This window comes from Cedecea sp. P7760 (assembly GCF_013386425.1).
GTDB lineage: Bacteria > Pseudomonadota > Gammaproteobacteria > Enterobacterales > Enterobacteriaceae > Cedecea > Cedecea selenatireducens.
Genome location: NZ_JACARU010000006.1, coordinates 139,344 through 161,378, shown reverse-complemented (window position 1 = coordinate 161,378; position 22,035 = coordinate 139,344). Strand labels below are relative to the sequence as shown.

19 protein-coding genes and 5 tRNA genes are annotated in these 22,035 nt (G+C 55.6%); 13 read left to right on the top strand and 11 right to left on the bottom strand.

Annotated features, from left to right (window positions below; translation table 11 throughout):
- Positions 1–397 precede the first annotated feature (397 nt).
- The 13 genes from nrdH to leuA all read left to right on the top strand — a co-directional run bounded on the left by nrdH (position 398) and on the right by leuA (position 15,944).
- Complete coding sequence (gene nrdH / locus HX778_RS02385) at positions 398–634, top strand: glutaredoxin-like protein NrdH (protein ID WP_038479580.1); 237 nt, start codon at positions 398–400, stop codon at positions 632–634.
- The gene (gene nrdI, locus HX778_RS02380; RefSeq protein WP_008458227.1) at positions 631–1,041 is read left to right on the top strand and encodes a class Ib ribonucleoside-diphosphate reductase assembly flavoprotein NrdI; all 411 of its coding nucleotides are present in this window, start codon (positions 631–633) and stop codon (positions 1,039–1,041) included. The genes nrdH and nrdI overlap by 4 nt, the downstream gene beginning before the upstream one ends.
- Entirely contained in the window at positions 1,014–3,158 is a 2,145-nt protein-coding gene (gene nrdE, locus HX778_RS02375) for a class 1b ribonucleoside-diphosphate reductase subunit alpha (RefSeq protein WP_038479577.1), read from the top strand. The genes nrdI and nrdE overlap by 28 nt, the downstream gene beginning before the upstream one ends.
- Entirely contained in the window at positions 3,058–4,155 is a 1,098-nt protein-coding gene (gene nrdF, locus HX778_RS02370) for a class 1b ribonucleoside-diphosphate reductase subunit beta (protein ID WP_255483317.1), read from the top strand. The genes nrdE and nrdF overlap by 101 nt, the downstream gene beginning before the upstream one ends.
- 35 nt (positions 4,156–4,190) lie before the next feature.
- Positions 4,191–5,381, top strand: coding sequence for an alginate lyase family protein (locus tag HX778_RS02365; protein ID WP_176981201.1), 1,191 nt, complete (start codon positions 4,191–4,193; stop codon positions 5,379–5,381).
- 255 nt (positions 5,382–5,636) lie between these two features.
- On the top strand, positions 5,637–6,836 hold the full coding sequence (gene proV / locus HX778_RS02360) for a glycine betaine/L-proline ABC transporter ATP-binding protein ProV (protein WP_176981200.1): 1,200 nt from the start codon (positions 5,637–5,639) through the stop codon (positions 6,834–6,836).
- Entirely contained in the window at positions 6,833–7,912 is a 1,080-nt protein-coding gene (proW, locus tag HX778_RS02355) for a glycine betaine/L-proline ABC transporter permease ProW (protein ID WP_176981199.1), read from the top strand. The genes proV and proW overlap by 4 nt, the downstream gene beginning before the upstream one ends.
- Positions 7,913–7,968: 56 nt before the next feature.
- Complete coding sequence (proX, locus tag HX778_RS02350; RefSeq protein WP_038479562.1) at positions 7,969–8,961, top strand: glycine betaine/L-proline ABC transporter substrate-binding protein ProX; 993 nt, start codon at positions 7,969–7,971, stop codon at positions 8,959–8,961.
- A 154-nt stretch (positions 8,962–9,115) separates the two neighbouring features.
- Positions 9,116–10,294 carry an MFS transporter gene (locus tag HX778_RS02345; protein ID WP_176981198.1) on the top strand — a complete coding sequence of 393 codons (1,179 nt, stop codon included), beginning with the start codon at positions 9,116–9,118 and terminating at the stop codon, positions 10,292–10,294.
- Positions 10,295–10,749: 455 nt separating this feature from the next.
- On the top strand, positions 10,750–11,280 hold the full coding sequence (gene mprA / locus HX778_RS02340) for a transcriptional repressor MprA (RefSeq protein ID WP_038479555.1): 531 nt from the start codon (positions 10,750–10,752) through the stop codon (positions 11,278–11,280).
- A 135-nt stretch (positions 11,281–11,415) separates the two neighbouring features.
- A complete protein-coding gene (gene emrA, locus HX778_RS02335) occupies positions 11,416–12,588 on the top strand; it encodes a multidrug efflux MFS transporter periplasmic adaptor subunit EmrA (RefSeq protein WP_038479552.1) in 1,173 nt (390 codons plus the stop codon).
- Positions 12,589–12,603: 15 nt separating this feature from the next.
- Positions 12,604–14,142: a multidrug efflux MFS transporter permease subunit EmrB gene (gene emrB / locus HX778_RS02330; protein WP_038479549.1), complete on the top strand. Its 1,539-nt coding sequence runs from the start codon at positions 12,604–12,606 to the stop codon at positions 14,140–14,142.
- 140 nt (positions 14,143–14,282) lie between these two features.
- Complete coding sequence (gene leuA / locus HX778_RS02325) at positions 14,283–15,944, top strand: 2-isopropylmalate synthase (protein WP_176981197.1); 1,662 nt, start codon at positions 14,283–14,285, stop codon at positions 15,942–15,944.
- On the opposite strand, the gene HX778_RS02320 is transcribed toward leuA, so the two are convergent.
- The 11 genes from HX778_RS02320 to csrA all read right to left on the bottom strand — a co-directional run bounded on the left by HX778_RS02320 (position 15,941) and on the right by csrA (position 21,849).
- Complete coding sequence (locus tag HX778_RS02320; protein ID WP_176981196.1) at positions 15,941–16,705, bottom strand: helix-turn-helix domain-containing protein; 765 nt, start codon at positions 16,703–16,705, stop codon at positions 15,941–15,943. The two genes, leuA and HX778_RS02320, sit on opposite strands and share 4 nt — an antisense overlap.
- Positions 16,706–16,794: 89 nt before the next feature.
- Positions 16,795–17,310, bottom strand: a complete 516-nt coding sequence (gene luxS, locus HX778_RS02315; protein ID WP_038483231.1) for an S-ribosylhomocysteine lyase — start codon at positions 17,308–17,310, stop codon at positions 16,795–16,797.
- A 155-nt stretch (positions 17,311–17,465) separates the two neighbouring features.
- On the bottom strand, positions 17,466–19,022 hold the full coding sequence (gene gshA, locus HX778_RS02310; RefSeq protein WP_038479540.1) for a glutamate--cysteine ligase: 1,557 nt from the start codon (positions 19,020–19,022) through the stop codon (positions 17,466–17,468).
- A gap of 76 nt (positions 19,023–19,098) precedes the next feature.
- Positions 19,099–19,527: a YqaA family protein gene (locus tag HX778_RS02305; RefSeq protein ID WP_038479537.1), complete on the bottom strand. Its 429-nt coding sequence runs from the start codon at positions 19,525–19,527 to the stop codon at positions 19,099–19,101.
- Complete coding sequence (gene yqaB / locus HX778_RS02300; RefSeq protein ID WP_038479534.1) at positions 19,524–20,090, bottom strand: fructose-1-phosphate/6-phosphogluconate phosphatase; 567 nt, start codon at positions 20,088–20,090, stop codon at positions 19,524–19,526. The genes HX778_RS02305 and yqaB overlap by 4 nt, the downstream gene beginning before the upstream one ends.
- A 284-nt stretch (positions 20,091–20,374) precedes the next feature.
- Positions 20,375–20,451: transfer RNA gene (locus HX778_RS02295), tRNA-Arg, on the bottom strand.
- 194 nt (positions 20,452–20,645) lie between these two features.
- Positions 20,646–20,722, bottom strand: a tRNA-Arg gene (locus HX778_RS02290).
- A gap of 194 nt (positions 20,723–20,916) precedes the next feature.
- Positions 20,917–20,993, bottom strand: a tRNA-Arg gene (locus HX778_RS02285).
- A gap of 196 nt (positions 20,994–21,189) precedes the next feature.
- Positions 21,190–21,266: transfer RNA gene (locus HX778_RS02280), tRNA-Arg, on the bottom strand.
- Between the two features lie 4 nt (positions 21,267–21,270).
- Positions 21,271–21,363, bottom strand: a tRNA-Ser gene (locus HX778_RS02275).
- A 300-nt stretch (positions 21,364–21,663) separates the two neighbouring features.
- Entirely contained in the window at positions 21,664–21,849 is a 186-nt protein-coding gene (csrA, locus tag HX778_RS02270; protein ID WP_008458257.1) for a carbon storage regulator CsrA, read from the bottom strand.
- Between the last annotated feature and the right edge of the window lie 186 nt (positions 21,850–22,035).

Below are 22,035 nucleotides of genomic sequence, written 5' to 3'. Positions count from 1 at the left end.
GTTCCACGTTGGCTGTTTTCCCCCTCTCCCTCTGGGAGAGGGCCGGGGTGAGGGTGGAATTGCTTCCCGGCTCTCATCGCCCCCGGCCATGACCCAACTCAGGCGGGGTTGACCTGCCGGGAGCTGCGAAAGAGAGCGATCGTCGGGAACGAATGGGGAAACAGGATCACGGGTGAACGGAACCTTAACCACTTTTTCATAGACAGAGACCCTTTATGCCGAAGAATCTTCCCCCTTCCCCTACACTTTTCAACCCCCTACGAAACCCATCAAAAACGCTATATGTTGCGTGGTTGCAAATTATTAAATCAACATCTAGTATTTCTCTCAGTAAGAACACACCACCCGTCGGGCAGCAAACTGCGGCGTTCCATTATTCTAAAGGGAAATACGAATCATGCGCATTACTATTTACACTAAAGATGATTGTGTTCAGTGCCATGCCACAAAACGGGCAATGGAGAGCCGCGGTTTTGCCTTCGAGATGATCAATCTCGACCTCAATCCGGAAGCGGCAGATGACCTGCGAGCCAAAGGATTTCGCCAGCTGCCGGTGGTGGTCACCGAAGCGGAAAGCTGGAGCGGTTTTCGCCCGGATATGATCAATCGCCTCTGCGTTGCCGCCAGCGTATGAGCACCCTCGTCTACTTCTCCAGCGAGTCGGAAAACACCCTGCGTTTTATCGAACGCCTTGGGTTGCCCGCCTTGCGCATCCCCCTGGAGGTAAAAGCGCGCCTGGAAGTGACGGAACCCTACATTTTAATCGTGCCCAGCTACGGCGGCGGCGGCATTGCCGGAGCGGTACCGCCTCAGGTGATCCGCTTTCTGAACAACCCGAACAATCGCGCGCTGATCCGCGGCGTGATTGCCAGCGGCAACCGCAGCTTTGGCGAAGGGTTTTGCCGGGCCGGGGACGTCATTTCACAAAAATGCCAGGTGCCCTACCTCTACCGTTTTGAGCTATTGGGCACCCCGCAAGACATCGACAACGTGCGTAAGGGAGTAAGCGAATTTTGGCAACGACAGAAGCAGTCCGTTTAGCGACGGAGAGCGTGGACTACCACGCGCTCAACGCCATGCTCAACCTCTATGACAAAGAGGGAAATATCCAGTTTGATAAAGACAAACAGGCCGTAGCCAGCTTCTTCGAGCAGCATGTGTTGCCGCGCACCGTCAGCTTCCCCAACCTGCAGGCAAAGCTGGATTACCTGGTTACCGAGCAGTATTACGACGAAGCCGTGCTGACCCGCTACTCCCGCCAGTTCGTCCTTGAGCTGTTTGACCGCGCCCACGGCAGCGGCTTCCAGTTTCAGACCTTTTTAGGCGCGTGGAAGTACTACACCAGCTACACCCTGAAGACCTGGGACGGGAAACAGTATCTGGAACATTTTCCGGATCGCGTTTGCATGGTAGCGCTGACTCTCGCTCAGGGGGACGAGCCACTCGCCGCACGCCTGATGGACGAGATGCTAAGCGGCCGTTTTCAGCCCGCCACGCCGACCTTCCTCAACTGCGGTAAGAAGCAGCGGGGAGAGCTGGTTTCCTGTTTCCTGCTGCGCATCGAAGACAATATGGAGTCGATTGGCCGCGCGGTTAACTCTGCGCTTCAGCTTTCCAAGCGCGGCGGCGGCGTAGCGTTCCTGCTCTCCAACCTGCGTGAATCTGGTGCGCCCATCAAACGCATTGAAAACCAGTCATCAGGCGTGATCCCGGTAATGAAAATGCTGGAAGACGCGTTTTCCTACGCCAATCAGCTTGGCGCTCGCCAGGGCGCAGGCGCGGTTTACCTCAACGCTCACCACCCGGATATTCTGCGCTTCCTGGACACCAAGCGGGAAAACGCCGACGAAAAGATCCGCATTAAAACGCTGTCGCTTGGCGTCACGATCCCGGATATCACCTTCCAGCTCGCCAAAACCAATCAGCAGATGGCGCTGTTTTCGCCTTATGACGTAGAGCGAATCTACGGCAAGCCGTTTGGCGACATCAGCGTCAACGATCTTTATCAGCAAATGGTGGACGACGACCGCATCCGTAAAAGCTGGATTAACGCCCGTGATTTCTTCCAGACGCTGGCGGAGATCCAGTTTGAGTCAGGCTACCCGTACATCATGTTTGAGGACACGGTCAACCGGGCGAACCCAATTGCCGGGCGTATCAACATGAGCAACCTGTGCTCGGAAATTTTGCAGGTGAACAGCGCCTCGACCTATGACGAAAACCTCGATTACGCGCAGATTGGCAAAGATATCTCCTGCAACCTCGGCTCGCTGAACATCGCCCATACCATGGACTCACCGGATTTTGGCCGCACGATAGACACGGCCATTCGCGGCCTGACGGCGGTGTCGGACATGAGCCACATTCGCTCGGTGCCGTCGGTTGAGGTGGGTAACGCCGCCTCCCATGCCATTGGCCTGGGGCAAATGAACCTCCACGGCTATCTGGCGCGCGAAGGCATCGCCTATGGCTCTCCTGAAGGGCTGGATTTCACCAATATCTATTTTTACACCATCACCTGGCACGCGCTTCGTGCTTCCAACGCATTAGCCCGTGAGCGGAACCAGCGTTTTGCAGGCTTTGAACAATCGCGCTATGCCTGCGGCGAATACTTCCGCCAGTACCTGGAGCAGGTGTGGGAGCCGAAAACGGAGAAAGTCCGTGCGTTATTTGCCCAGGCGGGCATCGCCATTCCGGGGCGTGAGCAATGGCAGCAGCTCTGCGACGACGTGCGCGAATACGGCCTGTACAACCAGAACCTGCAGGCTATCCCGCCGACGGGATCTATCTCTTATATCAACCACGCAACCTCGAGCATTCACCCGATTGTGTCCAGGATTGAGATCCGTAAAGAGGGCAAAACCGGACGCGTGTACTACCCCGCGCCGTTTATGACCAACGACAATCTTGAGTTTTATCAGGACGCCTACGACATCGGCCCGGAAAAAATCATCGACACCTACGCTGAGGCCACCCGACACGTTGACCAGGGGCTTTCGCTGACGCTGTTCTTCCGCGATACCGCCACCACCCGCGACATTAATAAAGCGCAAATTTATGCCTGGAAGAAAGGCATTAAGACGCTCTATTACATTCGTCTGCGTCAGCTGGCGCTGGAAGGCACCGAGGTGCAGGGCTGCGTGTCCTGCGCGCTATAACGCGAAGCACCATGCGAAAGTACAAGGAAAGAAAATGACGCAACTGACGCGCGTAAGCGCCATCAACTGGAACAAAATCGAAGACGAGAAAGACCTCGAGGTCTGGAACCGCCTGACCAGCAACTTCTGGCTGCCGGAGAAGGTGCCGCTCTCTAACGACATTCCTGCCTGGCAATCGCTCAGCGACCAGGAGCAGCAGCTCGTTATCCGTGTGTTTACCGGGCTGACGCTGCTGGACACGATTCAGAATACCGTAGGCGCCCCCGCGCTAATGGCCGATTCACTGACCCCACACGAAGAGGCGGTAATGTCGAATATCAGCTTTATGGAAGCGGTGCACGCCCGCTCCTACAGTTCGATATTTTCCACGCTCTGCCAGACCAAAGACGTGGACGCCGCCTACGACTGGAGCGAGCAAAACGACGCCCTGCAGCGTAAAGCCGCGATTATTCTGGGCCATTACCGGGACAACGATCCGCTGAAAAAGAAGATTGCCAGCGTGTTCCTCGAATCCTTCCTGTTTTACTCCGGCTTCTGGCTGCCGATGTATTACTCCAGCCGTGGCAAGCTGACTAATACTGCCGATCTCATCCGGCTCATCATTCGCGACGAGGCGGTACACGGCTATTACATCGGCTATAAGTACCAGAAAGCGCTGGCCCAGCAGAGTGTGGAACGCCAGACCGAGCTGCAAAATTTTGCCCTCGATTTGCTGATGGATCTCTACGATAACGAGCTGGCGTACAGCGAAACGCTCTACCGCGAGCTGGGCTGGGAAGACGAGGTGAAAGCATTTCTGAGCTACAACGCCAACAAGGCGCTGATGAACCTGGGTTACCAGGCGCTGTTCCCGGCTGAAATGGCGGAAGTTAACCCGGCCATCCTCGCCGCGCTGTCGCCGAATGCCGATGAGAACCATGATTTCTTCTCCGGCTCGGGCTCTTCTTACGTGATGGGCAAAGCGGTGGAAACCGAGGACGAGGACTGGGATTTCTAGTAGTCTGGCCGCTGAGCATTTTTGCGAGGTGGCCTATGTCGTTATTTCGTTGTTCTCTTTTCGCGCTGCTTTGCGGCAGCGCACCGTTAGCCTTTAGCGCGCCGCTGCTGCTGGATATGGCACAGCTGGCGCACAGTAAGCAAGAAATCAGCCAGCAAAACCCGGTTCTGATGCCCGCCTGGCAAGCCCTCAAACATAAAGCCGACCAGGCGCTTATTCATCCGCTCTACAGCATCACCCAAAAAAGCCCCGGATCTCCGGCGGGCGATCCTCATGAATATTACAGCTTTTCGGACTACTGGTGGCCTGACCCAAAAGCCCCCGCCGGCCTGCCGTGGGTGCGAAAAGATGGCCAGATAAACCCTGCTGCAGTCGGCAAGCAAAGCGACAAAGCCCGGCTAAACGGCATGACCAACGACGTCTGGAATCTGGCGCTGGCCTGGCAGCTTTCCGGCAACGCGGCGTATGCGGCAAAAGCCCGCCAGCAGCTGGTGAACTGGTTTATCACGCCGGAAACCCGGATGACGCCGAATCTCGCTAACGCCCAGAGCATTCCGGGGCGAAAAGGCGTGCGCGGTACCGGCATTCTCGACGGGCGTGGCTTTGTGCGGCTGATCGACGCCATTGAACTGCTGCACGACGGCGGCCAGCTGGACGAAAAAACCTGGAACGGGCTCAGGCAATGGTATCGCGATTATTATCAGTGGCTGACCACCAGCGAAAACGGCAGGAAAGAGGCCGCCGCTGAAAATAACCACGGCACCTGGTATGACGTTCAGGCCGCCGCGATTGCCCTGTGGCTGGGGGATAAAGACGCGGCAAAACAGCGTTTGATTTCTGCCACTCAGCGCATTCCGGTTCAGTTTGACGCCAAAGGCGTGCCGGTGACGGAAATTGAGCGCACGCGTTCCTGGCATTACAGCAACTTTATTCTGGATGCCTGGAACCCGTTAGGGCTGTTGGGTGAAAAGGTTGGGGTCAACGTCTGGCAGGCGAAAAGCGGCGAGCACAGCCTGCAAAATGGCTACCTGTATATCGCCGGGTTTGTCGATAGCCAGACTCCGTGGCCCTACCCCAATATGGAGCCGTTCAAACCTGATGAAGCGCTGGAAAATATTGTCACTGCCGCACATGCCTGGCGGGAAAATAATACCTTCCAGGACAAGGCAAAATGGCTGCTAAATCGAAATAAAACCGCCGTTATAAACTTAATATCAAAACCGTAATATTCCCGTCATTTCAGCCTGAATGCATCCCATTCAGGCTGAATATTCCCCACATTGACAAAAAATATCTCACCACATTAATCCACGCTCAGCCCAGCGTTCATGGGAAATTTCTCCCATATTCAAGGGATAGATATTTTCATATCACAAAACCGAGGGTTGCCTCAGATTCTTAGTATGTTAGGGTATATACAGGTCAATATTTCCACCAGGAAACATCTATAAATAAATCAAATACAGGAAGCCGTATATTGCATGGCAATTAAATTAGAAGTGAAGAATTTATATAAGGTATTTGGCGAACATCCACAGCGCGCATTCAAATACATAGAGAAAGGCATTTCCAAGAGTGAATTACTGGAAAAAACGGGTCTGTCGCTTGGCGTAAAAGACGCCAGTCTGGCCATTGAAGAAGGCGAGATTTTTGTCATCATGGGGTTATCCGGTTCAGGGAAATCCACCATGGTTCGCCTTCTCAATCGCCTGATTGAACCCACCCGCGGACAGGTACTGATTGACGGCATCGACATTGCCAAAATATCGGAATCTGAACTCCGTGAGGTGCGCAAAAATAAGATCTCAATGGTCTTCCAGTCATTTGCTCTGATGCCACATATGACGGTATTAAATAATACCGCATTCGGCATGGAACTCGCCGGAATGCCGGTCAAAGAACGCCAGGAAAAAGCGCTGGATGCCCTGCGTCAGGTCGGGCTGGAGAATTACGCGAACGCGTATCCCGATGAGCTTTCCGGCGGCATGCGCCAGCGTGTTGGTTTAGCCCGCGCGCTGGCTATTAATCCCGATATATTACTGATGGATGAAGCCTTTTCGGCACTCGATCCGCTAATTCGAACTGAAATGCAGGACGAATTAATTAAGCTGCAGGCGAAACACCAGCGCACTATCGTTTTTATTTCCCACGATCTCGATGAAGCCATGCGCATTGGCGACCGCATTGCCATTATGCAGGGCGGTGAAGTGGTGCAGGTCGGCACACCGGATGAAATTCTGAATAATCCGGCTAACGACTATGTGCGCACCTTCTTCCGCGGCGTGGACATCAGCCAGGTCTTTAGCGCCAAAGATATTGCCCGCCGTAGCCCGGCTGGCCTGCTGCGTAAAACCACAGGCTTTGGGCCACGCTCGGCGCTTAAGCTGCTGCAGGATGATGACCGCGAATATGGCTATGTCATTGAACGTGGGCAGAAATTCCTCGGTATCGTCTCTACCGATTCGCTGAAAGCGGCACTGGCTGCGGGCGAGGGTCTGGACAATGCGTACCTGGCTTCCCCGGAGGCGGTTTCCGCCGAAACCTCACTGAGCGATCTGCTCTCTCATGTCGGCCAGGCCCCGTGCGCGGTGCCGGTAGTCAGTGAAGAGGGGCAGTACGTGGGCATCATCTCAAAAGGGGTGCTGCTTCAGGCATTAGATCGTGAGGGGGCAAATCAATGAGTGACGCAACTAATCCATGGGATAACGGCAGCGCGGCGACCGACGCCGCAACCAATCAGGCCGCAAGCTCTGCAGACGCATGGGGCGCTCCGGCGTCGGATGCAGCCACCAGCGGGGGTGCCGACTGGCTGAACTCCGCACCGGCAGCGGCACCAGAGCATTTTAATATTCTCGATCCGTTCCACAAAACGCTGATCCCGCTCGACAGTTGGGTGACGCAGGGGATCGACTGGGTGGTGACCCACTTCCGCCCTGTGTTCCAGGGCATTCGCGTGCCGGTGGATTACATTCTTAGCGGCTTCCAGCAGCTGCTGTTAGGTATGCCTGCGCCGGTGGCGATTATCGTCTTCGCGCTGATCGCCTGGCAGATGTCCAGCCTCGGGATGGGCGTCGCGACGCTGATTTCCCTGATTGCCATTGGCGCGATTGGCGCGTGGTCTCAGGCGATGGTTACCCTGGCGCTGGTGCTTACCGCCCTGCTGTTCTGTATGGTCATCGGCCTGCCGCTTGGGATCTGGCTGGCGCGTAGCGAACGGGCGGCGAAGATTATTCGCCCGCTGCTGGATGCGATGCAGACCACCCCGGCGTTCGTTTACCTGGTGCCTATCGTGATGCTGTTCGGCATCGGTAACGTGCCGGGCGTGGTGGTGACGATTATCTTCGCCCTGCCGCCGATTGTGCGCCTGACTATCCTCGGGATTAAGCAGGTGCCGGCAGATTTGGTCGAGGCCACCCGTTCGTTCGGCGCCAGCCCGCGCCAGATGCTGTTCAAAGTCCAGCTCCCGCTGGCAATGCCGACCATTATGGCCGGGGTTAACCAGACGCTGATGCTGGCGCTGTCGATGGTGGTTATCGCCTCGATGATCGCCGTTGGCGGCCTGGGTCAAATGGTTCTGCGCGGTATTGGCCGTCTCGATATGGGCCTGGCAACGGTCGGTGGCGTGGGGATTGTTATCCTTGCCATTATTCTCGACCGCCTGACCCAGTCTATAGGGCGCGACTCCCGCTCCCGTGGCAACCGCCGCTGGTACACCACCGGCCCGCTGGGTCTCCTGACTCGTCCCTTCATTAAATAAGCCTGGCGGCGGCCTCGGGTCGCCCCTCGCCCCATCACCATTAAAAAGGAATAACGATGCGACACAACGCTATTTTAGCCACAGCTCTTGCGACACTCGTTTCCACCAGCGCTTTTGCGGCAGACTTGCCGGGCAAAGGCATCACCGTTCAGCCGATACAGAGCACCATCTCTGAGGAGAGCTTCCAGACGCTGCTGGTGAGCCGCGCGCTGGAAAAAATGGGCTACACCGTGAATAAGCCAAGTGAAGTGGACTATAACGTCGGCTACACCTCTATCGCCGCCGGCGACGCCACCTTTACCGCCGTTAACTGGCGGTCGCTGCATGATGATATGTACGCCGCCGCAGGCGGTGACAAGAAATTCTACCGCGAAGGCACCTTCGTGACCGGCGCGGCTCAGGGTTACCTCATCGACAAGAAAACCGCTGACCAGTACCACATCACCAATATTGAGCAGCTAAAAGACCCGAAAATCGCCAAACTGTTCGACAGCAACGGCGACGGCAAAGCCGACATGATGGGCTGTACGCCTGGCTGGGGCTGTGAGGCGGTGATTAATCACCAGAATGAAGCCTACAAGCTGGCGAACACCGTTACCGTCAACCACGGCAACTACTCGGCAATGATGGCCGACACTATCGCTCGCTTTAAAGAAGGCAAGCCGGTTCTGTACTACACCTGGACCCCCTATTGGGTAAGCGATGTGCTGAAGCCAGGTAAAGACGTGGTCTGGCTGCAGGTGCCGTTCTCTTCCCTGCCGGGCGTGCAGAAAGATATCGATACCAAACTGCCTAACGGCGCGAACTACGGCTTCCCGGTGAGCACCATGCACATTGTCGCCAACAAGGCATGGGCCGAGAAGAACCCGCAGGCCGCGAAGCTGTTTGCCCTCATGAAGCTGCCGCTGGCGGACATTAATGCTCAGAACGCGATGATGCATAACGGCAAGTCTTCCGAAGCCGATGTTAACGGCCACGTGGACGGTTGGATCAAAGCGCACCAGGCGCAGTTTGACGGCTGGGTGAAAGAGGCGCTGGCAGCGAAATAAATCTCCCCTCACCTCCCTTTATTTCTCCCTCTCCCTTCCAGGGAGAGGGCTGGGGTGAGGGTCAATAACCGCACGATCCGACACCCACCTTCCCTACTGCTGACATAATTTTTCGCTATTATTCAGACCTCTCTTTGGCAAGTTGAAGATAATAATGAAAAACAATACTCACGGACTCAGCCCGGCGCTGATCGGCCTGATGTCCGTCGCGACCGGCCTCGCGGTGGCCAGCAACTACTATGCGCAGCCGCTGCTCGATACCATCGCAAACGCCTTCTCACTCTCGGTAAACCAGGCAGGTTTCATCGTCACAACGGCACAGCTTGGCTATGCGGCCGGGCTGTTGCTGCTGGTTCCGCTTGGCGACATGTTTGAGCGTCGTGGGCTTATCGTCTTTATGACGCTGCTGGCGGCAGGCGGGATGCTGATCACCGCCACCAGCCAGTCCCTGTGGATGATGATTCTGGGCACCGCGCTGACCGGACTTTTCTCCGTGGTGGCACAAATTCTCGTGCCGTTTGCCGCCACGCTCGCGGCACCGGAAAAACGCGGAAAAGTTGTCGGGACGATTATGAGCGGGCTGCTGCTTGGGATCCTGCTGGCGCGTACCGTGGCCGGTTTGCTGGCAAGCCTTGGCGGCTGGCGCACCGTTTACTGGGTTGCCAGCGTGCTGATGGCGCTGATGGCGCTCGCCCTGTGGCGCGGATTGCCGCAGGTGAAGCAGGACAGCCACCTCAACTATCCGCAGCTGCTGAGCTCTATCTTCAGTCTGTTTATCAAAAATAGCCTGCTGCGCACCCGCGCCCTGCTGGGCTGCCTGACCTTCGCCAACTTCAGTATTCTCTGGACCTCAATGGCGTTCCTGCTGGCCTCGCCGCCGTTTAACTATTCCGAAGGCGTTATCGGCCTGTTCGGTCTGGCTGGCGCCGCAGGCGCGCTCGGTGCTCGCCCAGCTGGCGGGTTGGTCGATAAGGGCAAAGGACACCACACCACCACCATTGGCCTGCTGCTGCTGCTGCTCTCGTGGGTCGCGATCGCCTTCGGTCAGTTCTCGGCCATCGCGTTGATTATTGGTATTTTGGTGCTGGACCTGACCGTGCAGGGCGTTCACATCACCAACCAGAGTCTGATTTACCGCATGATGCCGGAAGCGCGTAACCGACTGACCGCCGGCTACATGACCAGCTATTTCATCGGCGGCGCGGCGGGCTCTTTGATTTCAGCGAGTGCTTACCAACATGCGGGCTGGAATGGCGTGTGTATCGCCGGCGCCAGCGTCGCCCTACTAAATTTGGTAGTGTGGTGGCGCGGATACCAGCGGCAGGCCGATTAGCTCGATATCGCCACTGCCCGTAAGGGAAATTGAAGATGTAATGACGGGGACAGTCTGTTAAGGTTGTCCCCGTTTACTAATTCGAGTGACATTAACGCAGGTTATTTATTAACACCGTATATGGATAGACCCGCAACTGTTTCAGCCGACAATCGCCACAGGGCGAAACTGTTCGTCAGACTGAAAAGCAGCTTTTCCATCGCCATTTCTCCTGTCCTCAAGGCATCAGCCTCCGGCTTCGATGCCGTTAAACGTCGTTACCCTACTCGAAACCCATTTTCTTCCCCCACGCTGCTTAGCGCTCTGGGCTATGGCTTAGCGTGGTTTACGCCGATGGTGGCAACAACCAAACGTATATAAACGTATACAAGCGCATATAAACGTATAAATAATGCATTTACTTTATTTGTCACCATCGTTACTATATCGGCTGAAACTAATGAGGTTATGCCAAAATGGATAGTTCGTTCACGCCCATAGAACAAATGCTGAAGTTCCGCGCCAAACGTTATCAGGAGTTCCCGTACCAGGAGGTTCTGTTGACGCGTCTTTGTATGCACATGCAGGGTAAACTGCTGGAAAACCGCAATAAGATGCTGAAGGCGCAAGGGATCAACGAGACCTTATTCATGGCACTCATTACCCTTGAGTCCCAGGAAAATCACAGCATTCAGCCTTCTGAGCTTAGCTGCGCGCTGGGTTCATCCCGCACCAACGCGACCCGTATCGCCGATGAGCTGGAAAAACGCGGCTGGATCGAACGCCGTGAAAGCGATAACGATCGCCGCTGCCTGCATCTGCATTTGACCGAAAAAGGTCACGAATTCCTGCGCCAGGTGCTGCCGCCGCAGCATAACTGCCTGCATCAGCTGTGGTCCGCGCTCGACGCCGGCGAAAAAGAGCAGCTGGAAATGATCACCCGTAAGCTGCTCAACCGCCTCGACCAGATGGAAGAGGACAAAGTGATCCTTGAAGCGCTGAGCTAAGCTGTCACCGTCTGCACGTCCGACTACAATCCGATGTCACAACTACTCTCAGGCCAGCAATCTCCTTGCTGGCCTGTCAGGTCTAACAGGTCGGCTCAGCTGACCGGAAATAATAATAAACAGGTGGAGATTAGCATGAGCGCAAATGCGGAGACTCAAGCCCCGCAGCAACCGGCTAACAAGAAAGGCAAACGTAAGAGTGCCCTGATCTTGTTGACCTTGCTCTTTGTCATTATTGCTGTGGCATATGGAATCTATTGGTTTTTGGTGCTGCGTCACTTTGAAGAGACCGATGATGCTTATGTCGCAGGAAATCAGGTGCAGATCATGGCCCAGGTCTCCGGTAGCGTGACCAAAGTCTGGGCAGACAATACCGATTTTGTAAAACAGGGTGATGTACTGGTCAGCCTCGACGGTGCCGATGCCGAGCAGGCGTTTGAGAAAGCAAAAACTCAGCTGGCCTCAAGCGTGCGCCAGACTCGCCAGTTGATGATCAACAGCAAGCAGTATCAGGCGAACATCGAACTGCAGAAAACCGCGCTGGCTCAGGCACAAACCGACCTGAACCGCCGTATTCCGCTGGGCAGCGCCAACCTGATTGGCCGCGAAGAATTGCAGCACGCCCGTGATGCGGTGACCAGCGCTCAGGCTCAGCTGGACGTTGCCGTTCAGCAATACAATGCTAACCAGGCGATGATCCTCGGCACTAAGCTGGAAGAACAGCCTGCCGTTCAGCAGGCGGCCACCGAAGTTCGCAACAGCTGGATGGCGCTGCAGCGGACTAAAATCGTCAGCCCAATGACCGGCTATGTTTCTCGCCGGGCCGTGCAGGTTGGCGCCCAAATCAGCCCGTCCACGCCGCTGATGGCCATCGTGCCGGCCAGCGGATTGTGGGTGGACGCTAACTTTAAAGAAACCCAGCTGGCACATATGCGCATCGGCCAGCCTGCCACCGTCATCAGTGATATCTACGGCGACGAAGTGAAGTACACCGGTAAAGTTGTCGGCCTGGATATGGGCACCGGCAGCGCCTTCTCGCTGCTGCCAGCGCAGAACGCCACCGGGAACTGGATCAAAGTGGTTCAACGCCTGCCGGTTCGTATCGAACTCGACGCCAAACAGATTGAACAGCATCCGCTGCGCATCGGTCTGTCCACGCTGGTGAACGTCGATACCAGCAACCGCGACGGGAGCGTGCTGTCATCCCAGACCCGCAGCACGCCAGCGTACGAAAGTAACGCGCGTGAGCTGAATCTGGCGCCAGCTAACCAGCTTATTGACCAGATTATTCAGGCCAATGCGGGTTAATAGAGCGGAGGGCGTATGGCACAACAAAAACCGCTAGAAGGGGCCCAACTGGTCATTATGACCATCGCCCTGTCGCTGGCGACCTTTATGCAGGTGCTGGACTCCACCATCGCTAACGTGGCTATCCCGACCATTGCCGGTAACCTGGGCTCATCCCTGAGCCAGGGCACGTGGGTTATCACCTCATTTGGGGTGGCCAACGCCATTTCAATCCCGATAACCGGCTGGCTGGCAAAACGCTTCGGTGAAGTGAAGCTGTTCCTGTGGTCGACCGTGCTGTTCGCTATTGCCTCCTGGGCGTGCGGCATGTCGAACAGCCTGACGATGCTTATCTTCTTCCGCGTGATTCAGGGGATTGTTGCCGGGCCGCTGATCCCGCTGTCGCAGAGCCTGTTGCTGAGCAACTATCCTCCCGCCAAACGCAGCATTGCGCTGGCGCTGTGGTCAATGACGGTTATCGTCGCGCCGATTTGCGGCCCAATTCTGGGCGGCTATATCAGCGATAACTACCACTGGGGCTGGATCTTCTTCATCAACGTGCCGATCGGCATTGTCGTGGTACTGATGGGCCTGCAGGCCCTGCGAGGCCGCGAAACCCGCACCGAGCAGCGCCGCATTGACGGCATTGGGCTGGCGTTGCTGGTATTGGGGATTGGTAGCCTGCAGATCATGCTCGACCGCGGTAAAGAGCTGGACTGGTTCAACTCGACGGAAATCATCGTGCTGACGGTCGTGGCGGTGGTCACTATCAGCTTCCTGATTGTGTGGGAACTCACTGACGACAACCCGATAGTCGACCTGTCGCTGTTTAAGTCGAGAAACTTTACCATCGGCTGCCTGTGTATCAGTCTCGCCTACATGCTCTATTTCGGCGCGATTGTGCTCTTGCCGCAGCTCTTGCAGGAAGTGTACGGCTATACCGCGACCTGGGCCGGGCTTGCGTCCGCGCCGGTAGGGATAATCCCGGTGCTGCTGTCGCCGATTATCGGCCGCTTCGCGCATAAGCTCGACATGCGTCGCCTGGTCACCTTCAGCTTCATTATGTATGCGGTGTGCTTCTACTGGCGTGCGTATACCTTTGAACCGGGGATGGACTTTGCCGCGTCGGCATGGCCGCAGTTTATTCAGGGCTTTGCGGTAGCGTGCTTCTTCATGCCGCTGACCACAATTACCCTCTCTGGGCTGCCGCCGGAGCGTCTTGCCGCGGCGTCGAGCCTGTCGAACTTTACCCGTACATTGGCGGGTTCGATTGGCACCTCGATAACGACCACGCTGTGGACGAACCGCGAGTCGCTGCACCATGCGCAGCTGACGGAGTCGATCACGCCGTTTAACCCGAACTCGGTTGAAACCTACAACCAGCTTCAGGGCTTAGGTATGACGCAGCAGCAGGCTTCCGGCTACATCGCCCAGCAGATAACCAACCAGGGGCTGATCATCTCCGCCAACGAGATTTTCTGGTTCTCGGCAGGGGTATTTATTCTGCTGCTTGGTCTGGTGTGGTTTGCCAGGCCGCCTTTCGGGGCGGGCGGCGGAGGCGGTGGCGCGCACTAGTGCACTTTATAAAGGAGCCTTCGGGCTCCTTTTTCTTTGCCCGAACCTGGCGGTTTCGCCATACAGGTTGTCAGCTTTGCGCCAGTATCAAACGTCGTTCTTCTCCAGGATAAACAGACCACACGACCTGGAGGATCCTGATGCTGACCAACCCATCGCAAAAATACCTCGCCCACGCGCCGATTCAATTAGCAGACCGCCAGTGGCCGGACAAAACCCTGACGCAGGCTCCCCGCTGGCTTTCCACCGACCTGCGCGATGGCAACCAGGCCCTGGCCGAACCGATGGACGCAGCCCGCAAGCTGCGCTTCTGGGATTTGCTGCTGAAGTGCGGTTTTAAAGAGATAGAGGTCGCCTTCCCTTCCGCCTCAGAAACCGACTTTCAGTTTGTGCGTCAACTGATTGAAGAAAATCGTATTCCCGAAGACGTAACCATCCAGGTGCTGACCCAGGCGCGCAGCGACCTTATTGAGCGTACCTTTGCTTCGCTTGAAGGTGCCCACAGCGCGACTGTGCACCTTTACAACGCCACGGCGCCGCTGTTCCGAAAGCTGGTGTTCCGTCAGAGTAAAGAAGAGATTATTCAGCTGGCGGTGACCGCCACTCGCCAGGTGCGAGCGCTGTGCGAGGCAAATCCACAGACGCGCTGGCGATATGAATATTCCCCGGAAACCTTTTGCTTTACCGAACCGGAGTTTGCCCTGCAAATCTGTGAGGCGGTGGCAGACGTCTGGGAGCCCTCGCCCGAGCGCCCAATGATTATCAATCTGCCCGCTACCGTGGAGGTGAACACGCCCAACGTCTATGCCGATCAGATTGAGTATTTCTGCCGCCGCTTTTCCCGCCGCGATGCGGTCTGTATCAGCGTGCATCCGCATAACGATCGCGGCAGCGGCGTCGCCAGCGCCGAGCTTGCCATTCTTGCCGGAGCAGACCGGGTTGAAGGCTGCCTGTTCGGCAACGGGGAGCGCACCGGCAACGTCTGCCTGGTCACGCTGGCGATGAACCTTTATAGCCAGGGGATCTCACCGCAGCTGGACTTCAGCGATATGAAGCAGGTGGTGGAGCTGGTCGAGCAGTGTAATCAGCTGCCGGTACATCCTCGTCATCCCTATGCCGGAAAACTCGCGTTTACCGCCTTCTCCGGCTCGCATCAGGATGCCATCAAGAAAGGTTTTACCGCACGTGGGGAATCCAGTTCAGCTTTGTGGGAGATGCCCTATCTTCCGGTCGACCCGAACGATATCGGCTGTAGTTATGAGGCAGTGATCCGCGTCAACAGTCAGTCAGGGAAAAGCGGTGCCGCCTGGATGCTGGAACAAAACCATGGCCTGGTATTGCCGCGAGGGCTGCAGCAGGACTTTAGCCGTCACGTGCAGGCGCAGACCGACAGAGAAGGAAGCGAGATGACGCTGAGCGCTCTGTGGCAGCTGTTCCGCGAGCTTTATGGCCCGCATCAAACCGCGCCACGTCAGCTACAGGACTACCGGACGGAGAGCCAGGCCGACGGCTCGCTCCAGCTGTGGGCCCGCGTTCAGACGCAGGACGGCGTTATCACTCTGCAAGGCAAGGGCAACGGCTTGCTTTCCGCCGCTGCGGACGCCATCAAGTCTCGCTTTGCTCTGACGCTTTCTATTGAGGATTATCATGAGCATACGTTAGGCAGACACAGCGAAAGCCGATCGGCAGCCTATATCCGCTGTACCTTTAAGCAAGGCATGAGCCGCTGGGGAACCGGCATTGATAACGACGTCTCACGCGCTTCGCTGCAGGCGCTGTTAAATGCGCTGCCAGCGGGTTAATCAGAGAGAAAGTAATCGCTCGGTGAAACGCCGAGCGTCCGACGGAACATGGCGCTGAAGGCGCTGTGGCTCTCATAGCCCAGATCCAGCGCAACACGCAGCACGGACTGCCCCAGGGCAAGGCGGTTGAGGGCTTCCATCAGCCTTGCCCTACGCAGCCATTCGCTAAACGCCAGGCCCGTTTGCTGGCGAAAATGGCGCAGCAGCGTTCGTTCACTGACGTTCAGCCGCTCAGCGGCCAGCGCGTTTGTCCACGGTTTACCGGGCTCAGCCTGAATCTGTCGGCATAAAGCCAGCAGGCCGGGAGACTGAGGTTCAGGCAGGTTGAACGGCAGCACGGCGATCACTCTGATTTCATCGAGGATCAGCTCATAAATACGCTCCGCCCGGCTGCCAGCGGCGTAGGCCTCCGGCAGTTGAAGAGAGGTGATAATCAGCTCGCGCAGTAAAGTGGATATCTGCACAACCTGGCACACCGAGGGTAAGTCAGCCCGGGCGAACGGATCGATAAAAAGCGTGCGCGCCGCCACGTTGCCGGTGATTTGCAGGCGGTGCTGAGTCCCCGCCGGCAGCCAGACGCCACGTCCGGGTGGAACAACCCAGATACCTTTTTCGGTTTCGACTCGCACCACTCCGCTCAGCGTATGCAATAGCTGCGCACAGTCATGACTGTGCCAGGGCTCCGTTGCGCCATGAGTATAGTCATGGGCAAACGGAACCAGCGGGCGCGTGGCAAAGCTGAATTGCAGGCTGGTGGACATAGTTTATTTCGCGAGCAAAAAGATGACGATAGCATACCGCAGACGTAAAAAAAGGAGCCATAAGGCTCCTTTTTACAGTTGGCACACCGCTAGATGTGCAGCTCCTGCAGCTTCTCTTTCGGCAGGGCCAGCTCATCGTTGCTGTTGACGCTAACGTCATGCTCGATGATGTGGCGCGCGATATCTTGCGCTTCCTGCAGAGAGTGCATCTGATACGTCCCACACTGGTAAACGTTCAGCTCAGGAATTTGGTTCTGCTCTTTCACCTTCAGCACGTCCTGCATTGCCGCTTTCCAGGCATCGGCCACGCGCTGCTCTGCAGGTACACCGATCAGGCTCATGTAGAACCCTGTGCGGCAGCCCATCGGGGAGATGTCGATAATCTCAACACCGTTTCCGTTCAGGTGGTCACGCATAAAACCGGCGAACAGGTGCTCCAGAGTATGGATCCCTTTTTCCGGCATCACTTCCTTGTTCGGGACACAAAAGCGCAGGTCAAACACCGTAATAGTGTCACCGTGTGGCGTGTGCATAGTTTTGGCTACACGAACGGCTGGCGCACCCATACGAGTATGGTCGACTGTGAAGCTATCCAACAACGGCATCTGGTCACCTCCGATAAAATGATTTTTTTTAAAATAATTGAAACTATTTTTACGCACGCGAGTCTGAGTATGTGAAAGACGCGCATTTGTTATCATCATCCCTGTTATTCAGAGATGAATGTTTGGCCACAAGTATGTGGCCATTTTCTTTTTTGTCAGGCCTTCTTCTCAAGCCAGCTATCAAACGACTCTGTATCCGCCGCTTCGATATCCCGCTGACGCTGCCATGAAGCATCATGCTCCTTCTGCAACGCATCCGCTGTTAAAATTTCCAACGGTTCCTGAACCAACTGCTGACGGTATTGTTCGGCCAGAGCCAGGCCGGTGCCGCCAATCCCGTTATCAATCATAGAACGCAAAATACGCGCTGAATACGTTAATTCCGGATCGTCGAAGCTGGCAACCAGCTGGTCGCAAACCTGCTGGTATTCCTGGCTGTCGGTCATGCCGTCGAGCGTTTCCGCCACGCGGCGCAGGTCAGCAAACAGGTCTTTACCCACTTTTGACAGCGGATGTTGCGCCGTTTCACAGCCAATGCCCAGAGTCAGCCCAGGCTTACGCCCTTCCAGAATCACACGGTTCCAGTTGGTGCGGGTACACAGCAGCTCGTCGCTGCTCATCTCCGGCGCATCGGCCAGCACGCACCAAATCATAAACAGATCGAGGAAGCGAACCTGCTGCTCATCCACGCCAATCGGCGAGAACGGGTTGATGTCCAGCGAACGCACTTCGATATACTCGATGCCGCCGCGCAGCAGCGCATCTGACGGCGATTCACCGTCACGCGTCACGCGTTTTGGACGAATCGGCGCATAGAGTTCGTTTTCAATTTGCAGCACGTTAGTGTTGAGCTGCAAATGCTTGCCGTCCTTCATCAAACCAATCTTAGCGTACTCTTCCGACGGCGTTTTAATCGCCCGCTTCAGCGCATCAACATAGGTGTTTAGATCGTTGAAGGTAATACCCAGATTGCTCTGCGACTTGTTGGTGTAGCCCAGGTCGCTCAAACGCAGCGAGGTGGCATACGGCAGGTAATACATGCCGCATTCGGTTTTCTCAAACGGTAAAGCGCTCTCTTTGCCCTGCAGGAACGAAGAGCAGATAGCCGGAGAAGCACCGAACAGGTAAGGAATAACCCAACCAAAGCGGTAATAGTTGCGGATCAGGCGGAAGTAGCCGGCAGAAATCGCCTCTTTGCCGCTTTCAGCGTCCTGCACGCCACATTTTGCCTGCCAGAAAGCCATCGGCAGGGAGAAATTGTAATGCACGCCGGAAATGGTCTGCATCAGCGCGCCATAGCGGTTTTTCAACCCTTCGCGGTAGAGCGTTTTAAAGCGGCCCGCGTTAGAAGAGCCATACTGAGCCAGCTCGATGTTCTGACCGTCATCGATGTAGCACGGCATACTCAGCGGCCACATGCGCTCCTCGCCCAGCTCACGCGCCGTATGGCGATGAACGTCGCGCAGGAAGGTGAGCATATGGTCAATGTCACCATCAACCGGGGTAATAAATTCCAGGAGGGCTTCGGCGAAGTCCGTGGTAATCCATTTATGAGTAAACGCTGAACCAAGGCTTTCAGGATGCCCGGTGGTGGCTAAATCGCCTTTTGGCGTCACGCGTAGCGTTTCACGCTCAAGACCACGGCAAATGCCTTTTACTGCTTCAGGGTGCTTTTCCAGCCAGGCCAAAGCCTGTGATACGTCCGGGATCAAATTGACCTCCCGCCTGTCGAATTTATTTTAATAAGCATAATTGTTTTCGCCGGTGATGAAGACTCATCCCACGCAATTAGTGCCACCACGCCATGCCTTGTACCGTTGCAGCCGCGACAACGATGTAGCGTAGCGCTTTACCAAGGCATAAAAAGAATATCACCGGCCCCCAGCTCAGGCGTAGCCACCCGGCCAGAAGGCACAACAGATCGCCTATTAGCGGCATCCAGCTCAATAACAGCGTGGCTGGGCCAAAACGAGTCAACCAGTCGGTCGCTTTCCCCTGCCAGCGCGATTGTATACGCTGCGGGAAAAAGCGCCCCAGAATAACGTTAGTCATACCGCCAAGGCTATTACCGATTGTTGCTATTATCACAAGAACCGATACCGGACCGCTACCGGCGACCAGAAGCGCCACGAGCACCGCTTCCGAGCTGCCCGGCAGCAGAGTTGCGCTCAGGAAGCTGCTGCTGAACAGTGAGAGGAGCGACAGCGTGTCGCTCACAGTAAGCGCACGTCCACCGCATCCATTCCCGCACTGCGCGCGGCCTGAAGGCCAAAATCGGCATCTTCAAAGACAACGCACTTCTGCGGCGTTACGCCCATCAGTTCGGCGCAGCGTAAGAAGGTATCAGGTGCAGGCTTATGGTGTTTAACATGATCTGCTGCCACCACCGCCGAAAAATAGTGGCGAAGGCCCAGGTGTTTAAGCAGGGCCTCTGCGATATCGCTTTCGCTACCTGTACCGACTGACATAGGCCGGCGGCCATGCCAGGCTTTTACCACTTCAATCAGCGGCAACGGGCGCACGGTGTCTAGCAGTATCGCGCGTACAGCAGCAGTTTTTTCGGCCGCAAGACTGTGGGGATCGAGATCGGCATTGTGGCTTTCAATAATTGCGGCGGCAATTTTCCAACTCGGCGCACCGTTCAGGGCAACCATCGCCTGCTCGTCGAAGCTCATACCATAGCGGCCAAGGGTTTCATGCCAGGCTTTACGGTGGGTCGGTTCCGTATCGAGAATTGTGCCGTCCATATCAAAGATTAAACCATCATAGCGGTCGTACATCTCACCCTCACTTCGCTGAATGTCGAGGCGTTACTTTAGCGTAAATGGCTGAAATTGTCGCTGTCTGTGGTCCGGGGGGTGTTGCGAAAAAGGAGTATTAAAAATTGGAGAAAACGTGCTAATAGGGGATTAAAAAGTGCGGGGAAAAATGGTGCATCCGGGAGGATGACTCGCCGAAGGCTCGCCCTAAAGGGCCGTTGCTGAAGCAACGTTATCCTCCCTGGTGCTGGCGGAGAAATTAACTTTCTCTGTCAAACCGTCATCGCTGATGACTGGGAAGAAAATGGTGCATCCGGGAGGATTCGAACCTCCGACCGCTCGGTTCGTAGCCGAGTACTCTATCCAGCTGAGCTACGGATGCATCGGGATTACTGCTTTTACTACGCGTCTCAATTATCAACATTTGATAATCGGGAGAAGATGGTGCATCCGGGAGGATGACTCGCCGAAGGCTCGCCCTAAAGGGCCGTTGCTGAAGCAACGTTATCCTCCCTGGTGCTGGCGGAGAAATTAACTTTCTCTGTCACACCGTCATCGCCGATGACTGGGAAGAAATGGTGCATCCGGGAGGATTCGAACCTCCGACCGCTCGGTTCGTAGCCGAGTACTCTATCCAGCTGAGCTACGGATGCATCGGGATTACTACTTTACTACGCGTCTCAATTATCAACATTTGATAATCGGGAGAAGATGGTGCATCCGGGAGGATGACTCGCCGAAGGCTCGCCCTAAAGGGCCGTTGCTGAAGCAACGTTATCCTCCCTGGTGCTGGCGGAGAAATTAACTTTCTCTGTCACACCGTCATCGCCGATGACTGGGAAGAAAATGGTGCATCCGGGAGGATTCGAACCTCCGACCGCTCGGTTCGTAGCCGAGTACTCTATCCAGCTGAGCTACGGATGCATCGGGATTACTGCTTTTACTACTGAATCAATGTCACTCATCATGCCGCAACACTGATGAAGATGGTGCATTCGGGAAAATGATTCGCCGTTTGCTCGCCCTAAGGGCCGTTGCTAAGCAACGTTATCCTCCCTGGTGTTGGCGGAGAAATTTATTTCTCTGTCACACTGTCATTGCTAATGACTCGGGGGGGAAATGGTGCATCCGGGAGGATTCGAACCTCCGACCGCTCGGTTCGTAGCCGAGTACTCTATCCAGCTGAGCTACGGATGCAAAATGGCGGTGAGGCGGGGATTCGAACCCCGGATGCAGCTTTTGACCGCATACTCCCTTAGCAGGGGAGCGCCTTCAGCCTCTCGGCCACCTCACCACACACGCCTCTTTCGAGTGCTTCGAGTTACTCATAAGAGCTTCTCGTCGCTGCGTGGCGCACATATTACTTTCTGGGACTTATAAGTCAAACAATTTTTCCCGACTCGCTATCGATTGCACAAATCACGCTCGATTAGCGTAATTTGGAGACAAAAAGAGTGTTTTATCAACAGGCAAACGGCGATAAGCGTGCAGAAACGGCCCGACGATAAACGAAGCAAAAGGAGTATTAACTGGAGAGAGAAAGGAAACTGCAGGAGAGGTGCGCCTCGCTGTAGCCCAGCGAGACGCGATATCTTTAGAAATTCGTTTGTTGGGATTTTTCAGCCTGGATACGTTGGTAGATCTCTTCGCGGTGCACAGAGACTTCTTTCGGGGCGTTAACACCAATACGTACCTGGTTGCCTTTTACCCCAAGCACAGTCACGGTCACCTCATCCCCAATCATAAGGGTCTCACCAACTCGACGAGTCAGAATTAACATTCTTTGCTCCTTGAAAGATTAAAAGAGTCGGGTCTCTCTGTATCCCGGCATTATCCATCATATAACGCGAAAATGTAGCGGATGACAAATAGATAAAACGGACTCTGTCATAGCATTACACTCTGTTATATCTAAGTTTAGCCGATATACACAACTTCAACCTGACTTTATCATTATTGATAATGT

What these genes read in the sequence shown, in the direction of transcription:
- proV (WP_176981200.1), top strand. Translation starts at nt 5,637, where the DNA reads ATGGCAATTAAATTAGAAGTGAAGAATTTATATAAGGTATTTGGCGAA.
- yqaB (WP_038479534.1), bottom strand. Translation starts at nt 20,090, where the DNA reads ATGTACGACCGCTATGATGGTTTAATCTTTGATATGGACGGCACAATT.
- mprA (WP_038479555.1), top strand. Translation starts at nt 10,750, where the DNA reads ATGGATAGTTCGTTCACGCCCATAGAACAAATGCTGAAGTTCCGCGCC.
- HX778_RS02320 (WP_176981196.1), bottom strand. Translation starts at nt 16,705, where the DNA reads ATGTCCACCAGCCTGCAATTCAGCTTTGCCACGCGCCCGCTGGTTCCG.
- emrA (WP_038479552.1), top strand. Translation starts at nt 11,416, where the DNA reads ATGAGCGCAAATGCGGAGACTCAAGCCCCGCAGCAACCGGCTAACAAG.
- csrA (WP_008458257.1), bottom strand. Translation starts at nt 21,849, where the DNA reads ATGTTAATTCTGACTCGTCGAGTTGGTGAGACCCTTATGATTGGGGAT.
- proX (WP_038479562.1), top strand. Translation starts at nt 7,969, where the DNA reads ATGCGACACAACGCTATTTTAGCCACAGCTCTTGCGACACTCGTTTCC.
- HX778_RS02345 (WP_176981198.1), top strand. Translation starts at nt 9,116, where the DNA reads ATGAAAAACAATACTCACGGACTCAGCCCGGCGCTGATCGGCCTGATG.
- proW (WP_176981199.1), top strand. Translation starts at nt 6,833, where the DNA reads ATGAGTGACGCAACTAATCCATGGGATAACGGCAGCGCGGCGACCGAC.
- leuA (WP_176981197.1), top strand. Translation starts at nt 14,283, where the DNA reads ATGCTGACCAACCCATCGCAAAAATACCTCGCCCACGCGCCGATTCAA.
- nrdI (WP_008458227.1), top strand. Translation starts at nt 631, where the DNA reads ATGAGCACCCTCGTCTACTTCTCCAGCGAGTCGGAAAACACCCTGCGT.
- nrdH (WP_038479580.1), top strand. Translation starts at nt 398, where the DNA reads ATGCGCATTACTATTTACACTAAAGATGATTGTGTTCAGTGCCATGCC.
- nrdF (WP_255483317.1), top strand. Translation starts at nt 3,058, where the DNA reads ATGCCTGGAAGAAAGGCATTAAGACGCTCTATTACATTCGTCTGCGTC.
- HX778_RS02365 (WP_176981201.1), top strand. Translation starts at nt 4,191, where the DNA reads ATGTCGTTATTTCGTTGTTCTCTTTTCGCGCTGCTTTGCGGCAGCGCA.
- luxS (WP_038483231.1), bottom strand. Translation starts at nt 17,310, where the DNA reads ATGCCGTTGTTGGATAGCTTCACAGTCGACCATACTCGTATGGGTGCG.
- emrB (WP_038479549.1), top strand. Translation starts at nt 12,604, where the DNA reads ATGGCACAACAAAAACCGCTAGAAGGGGCCCAACTGGTCATTATGACC.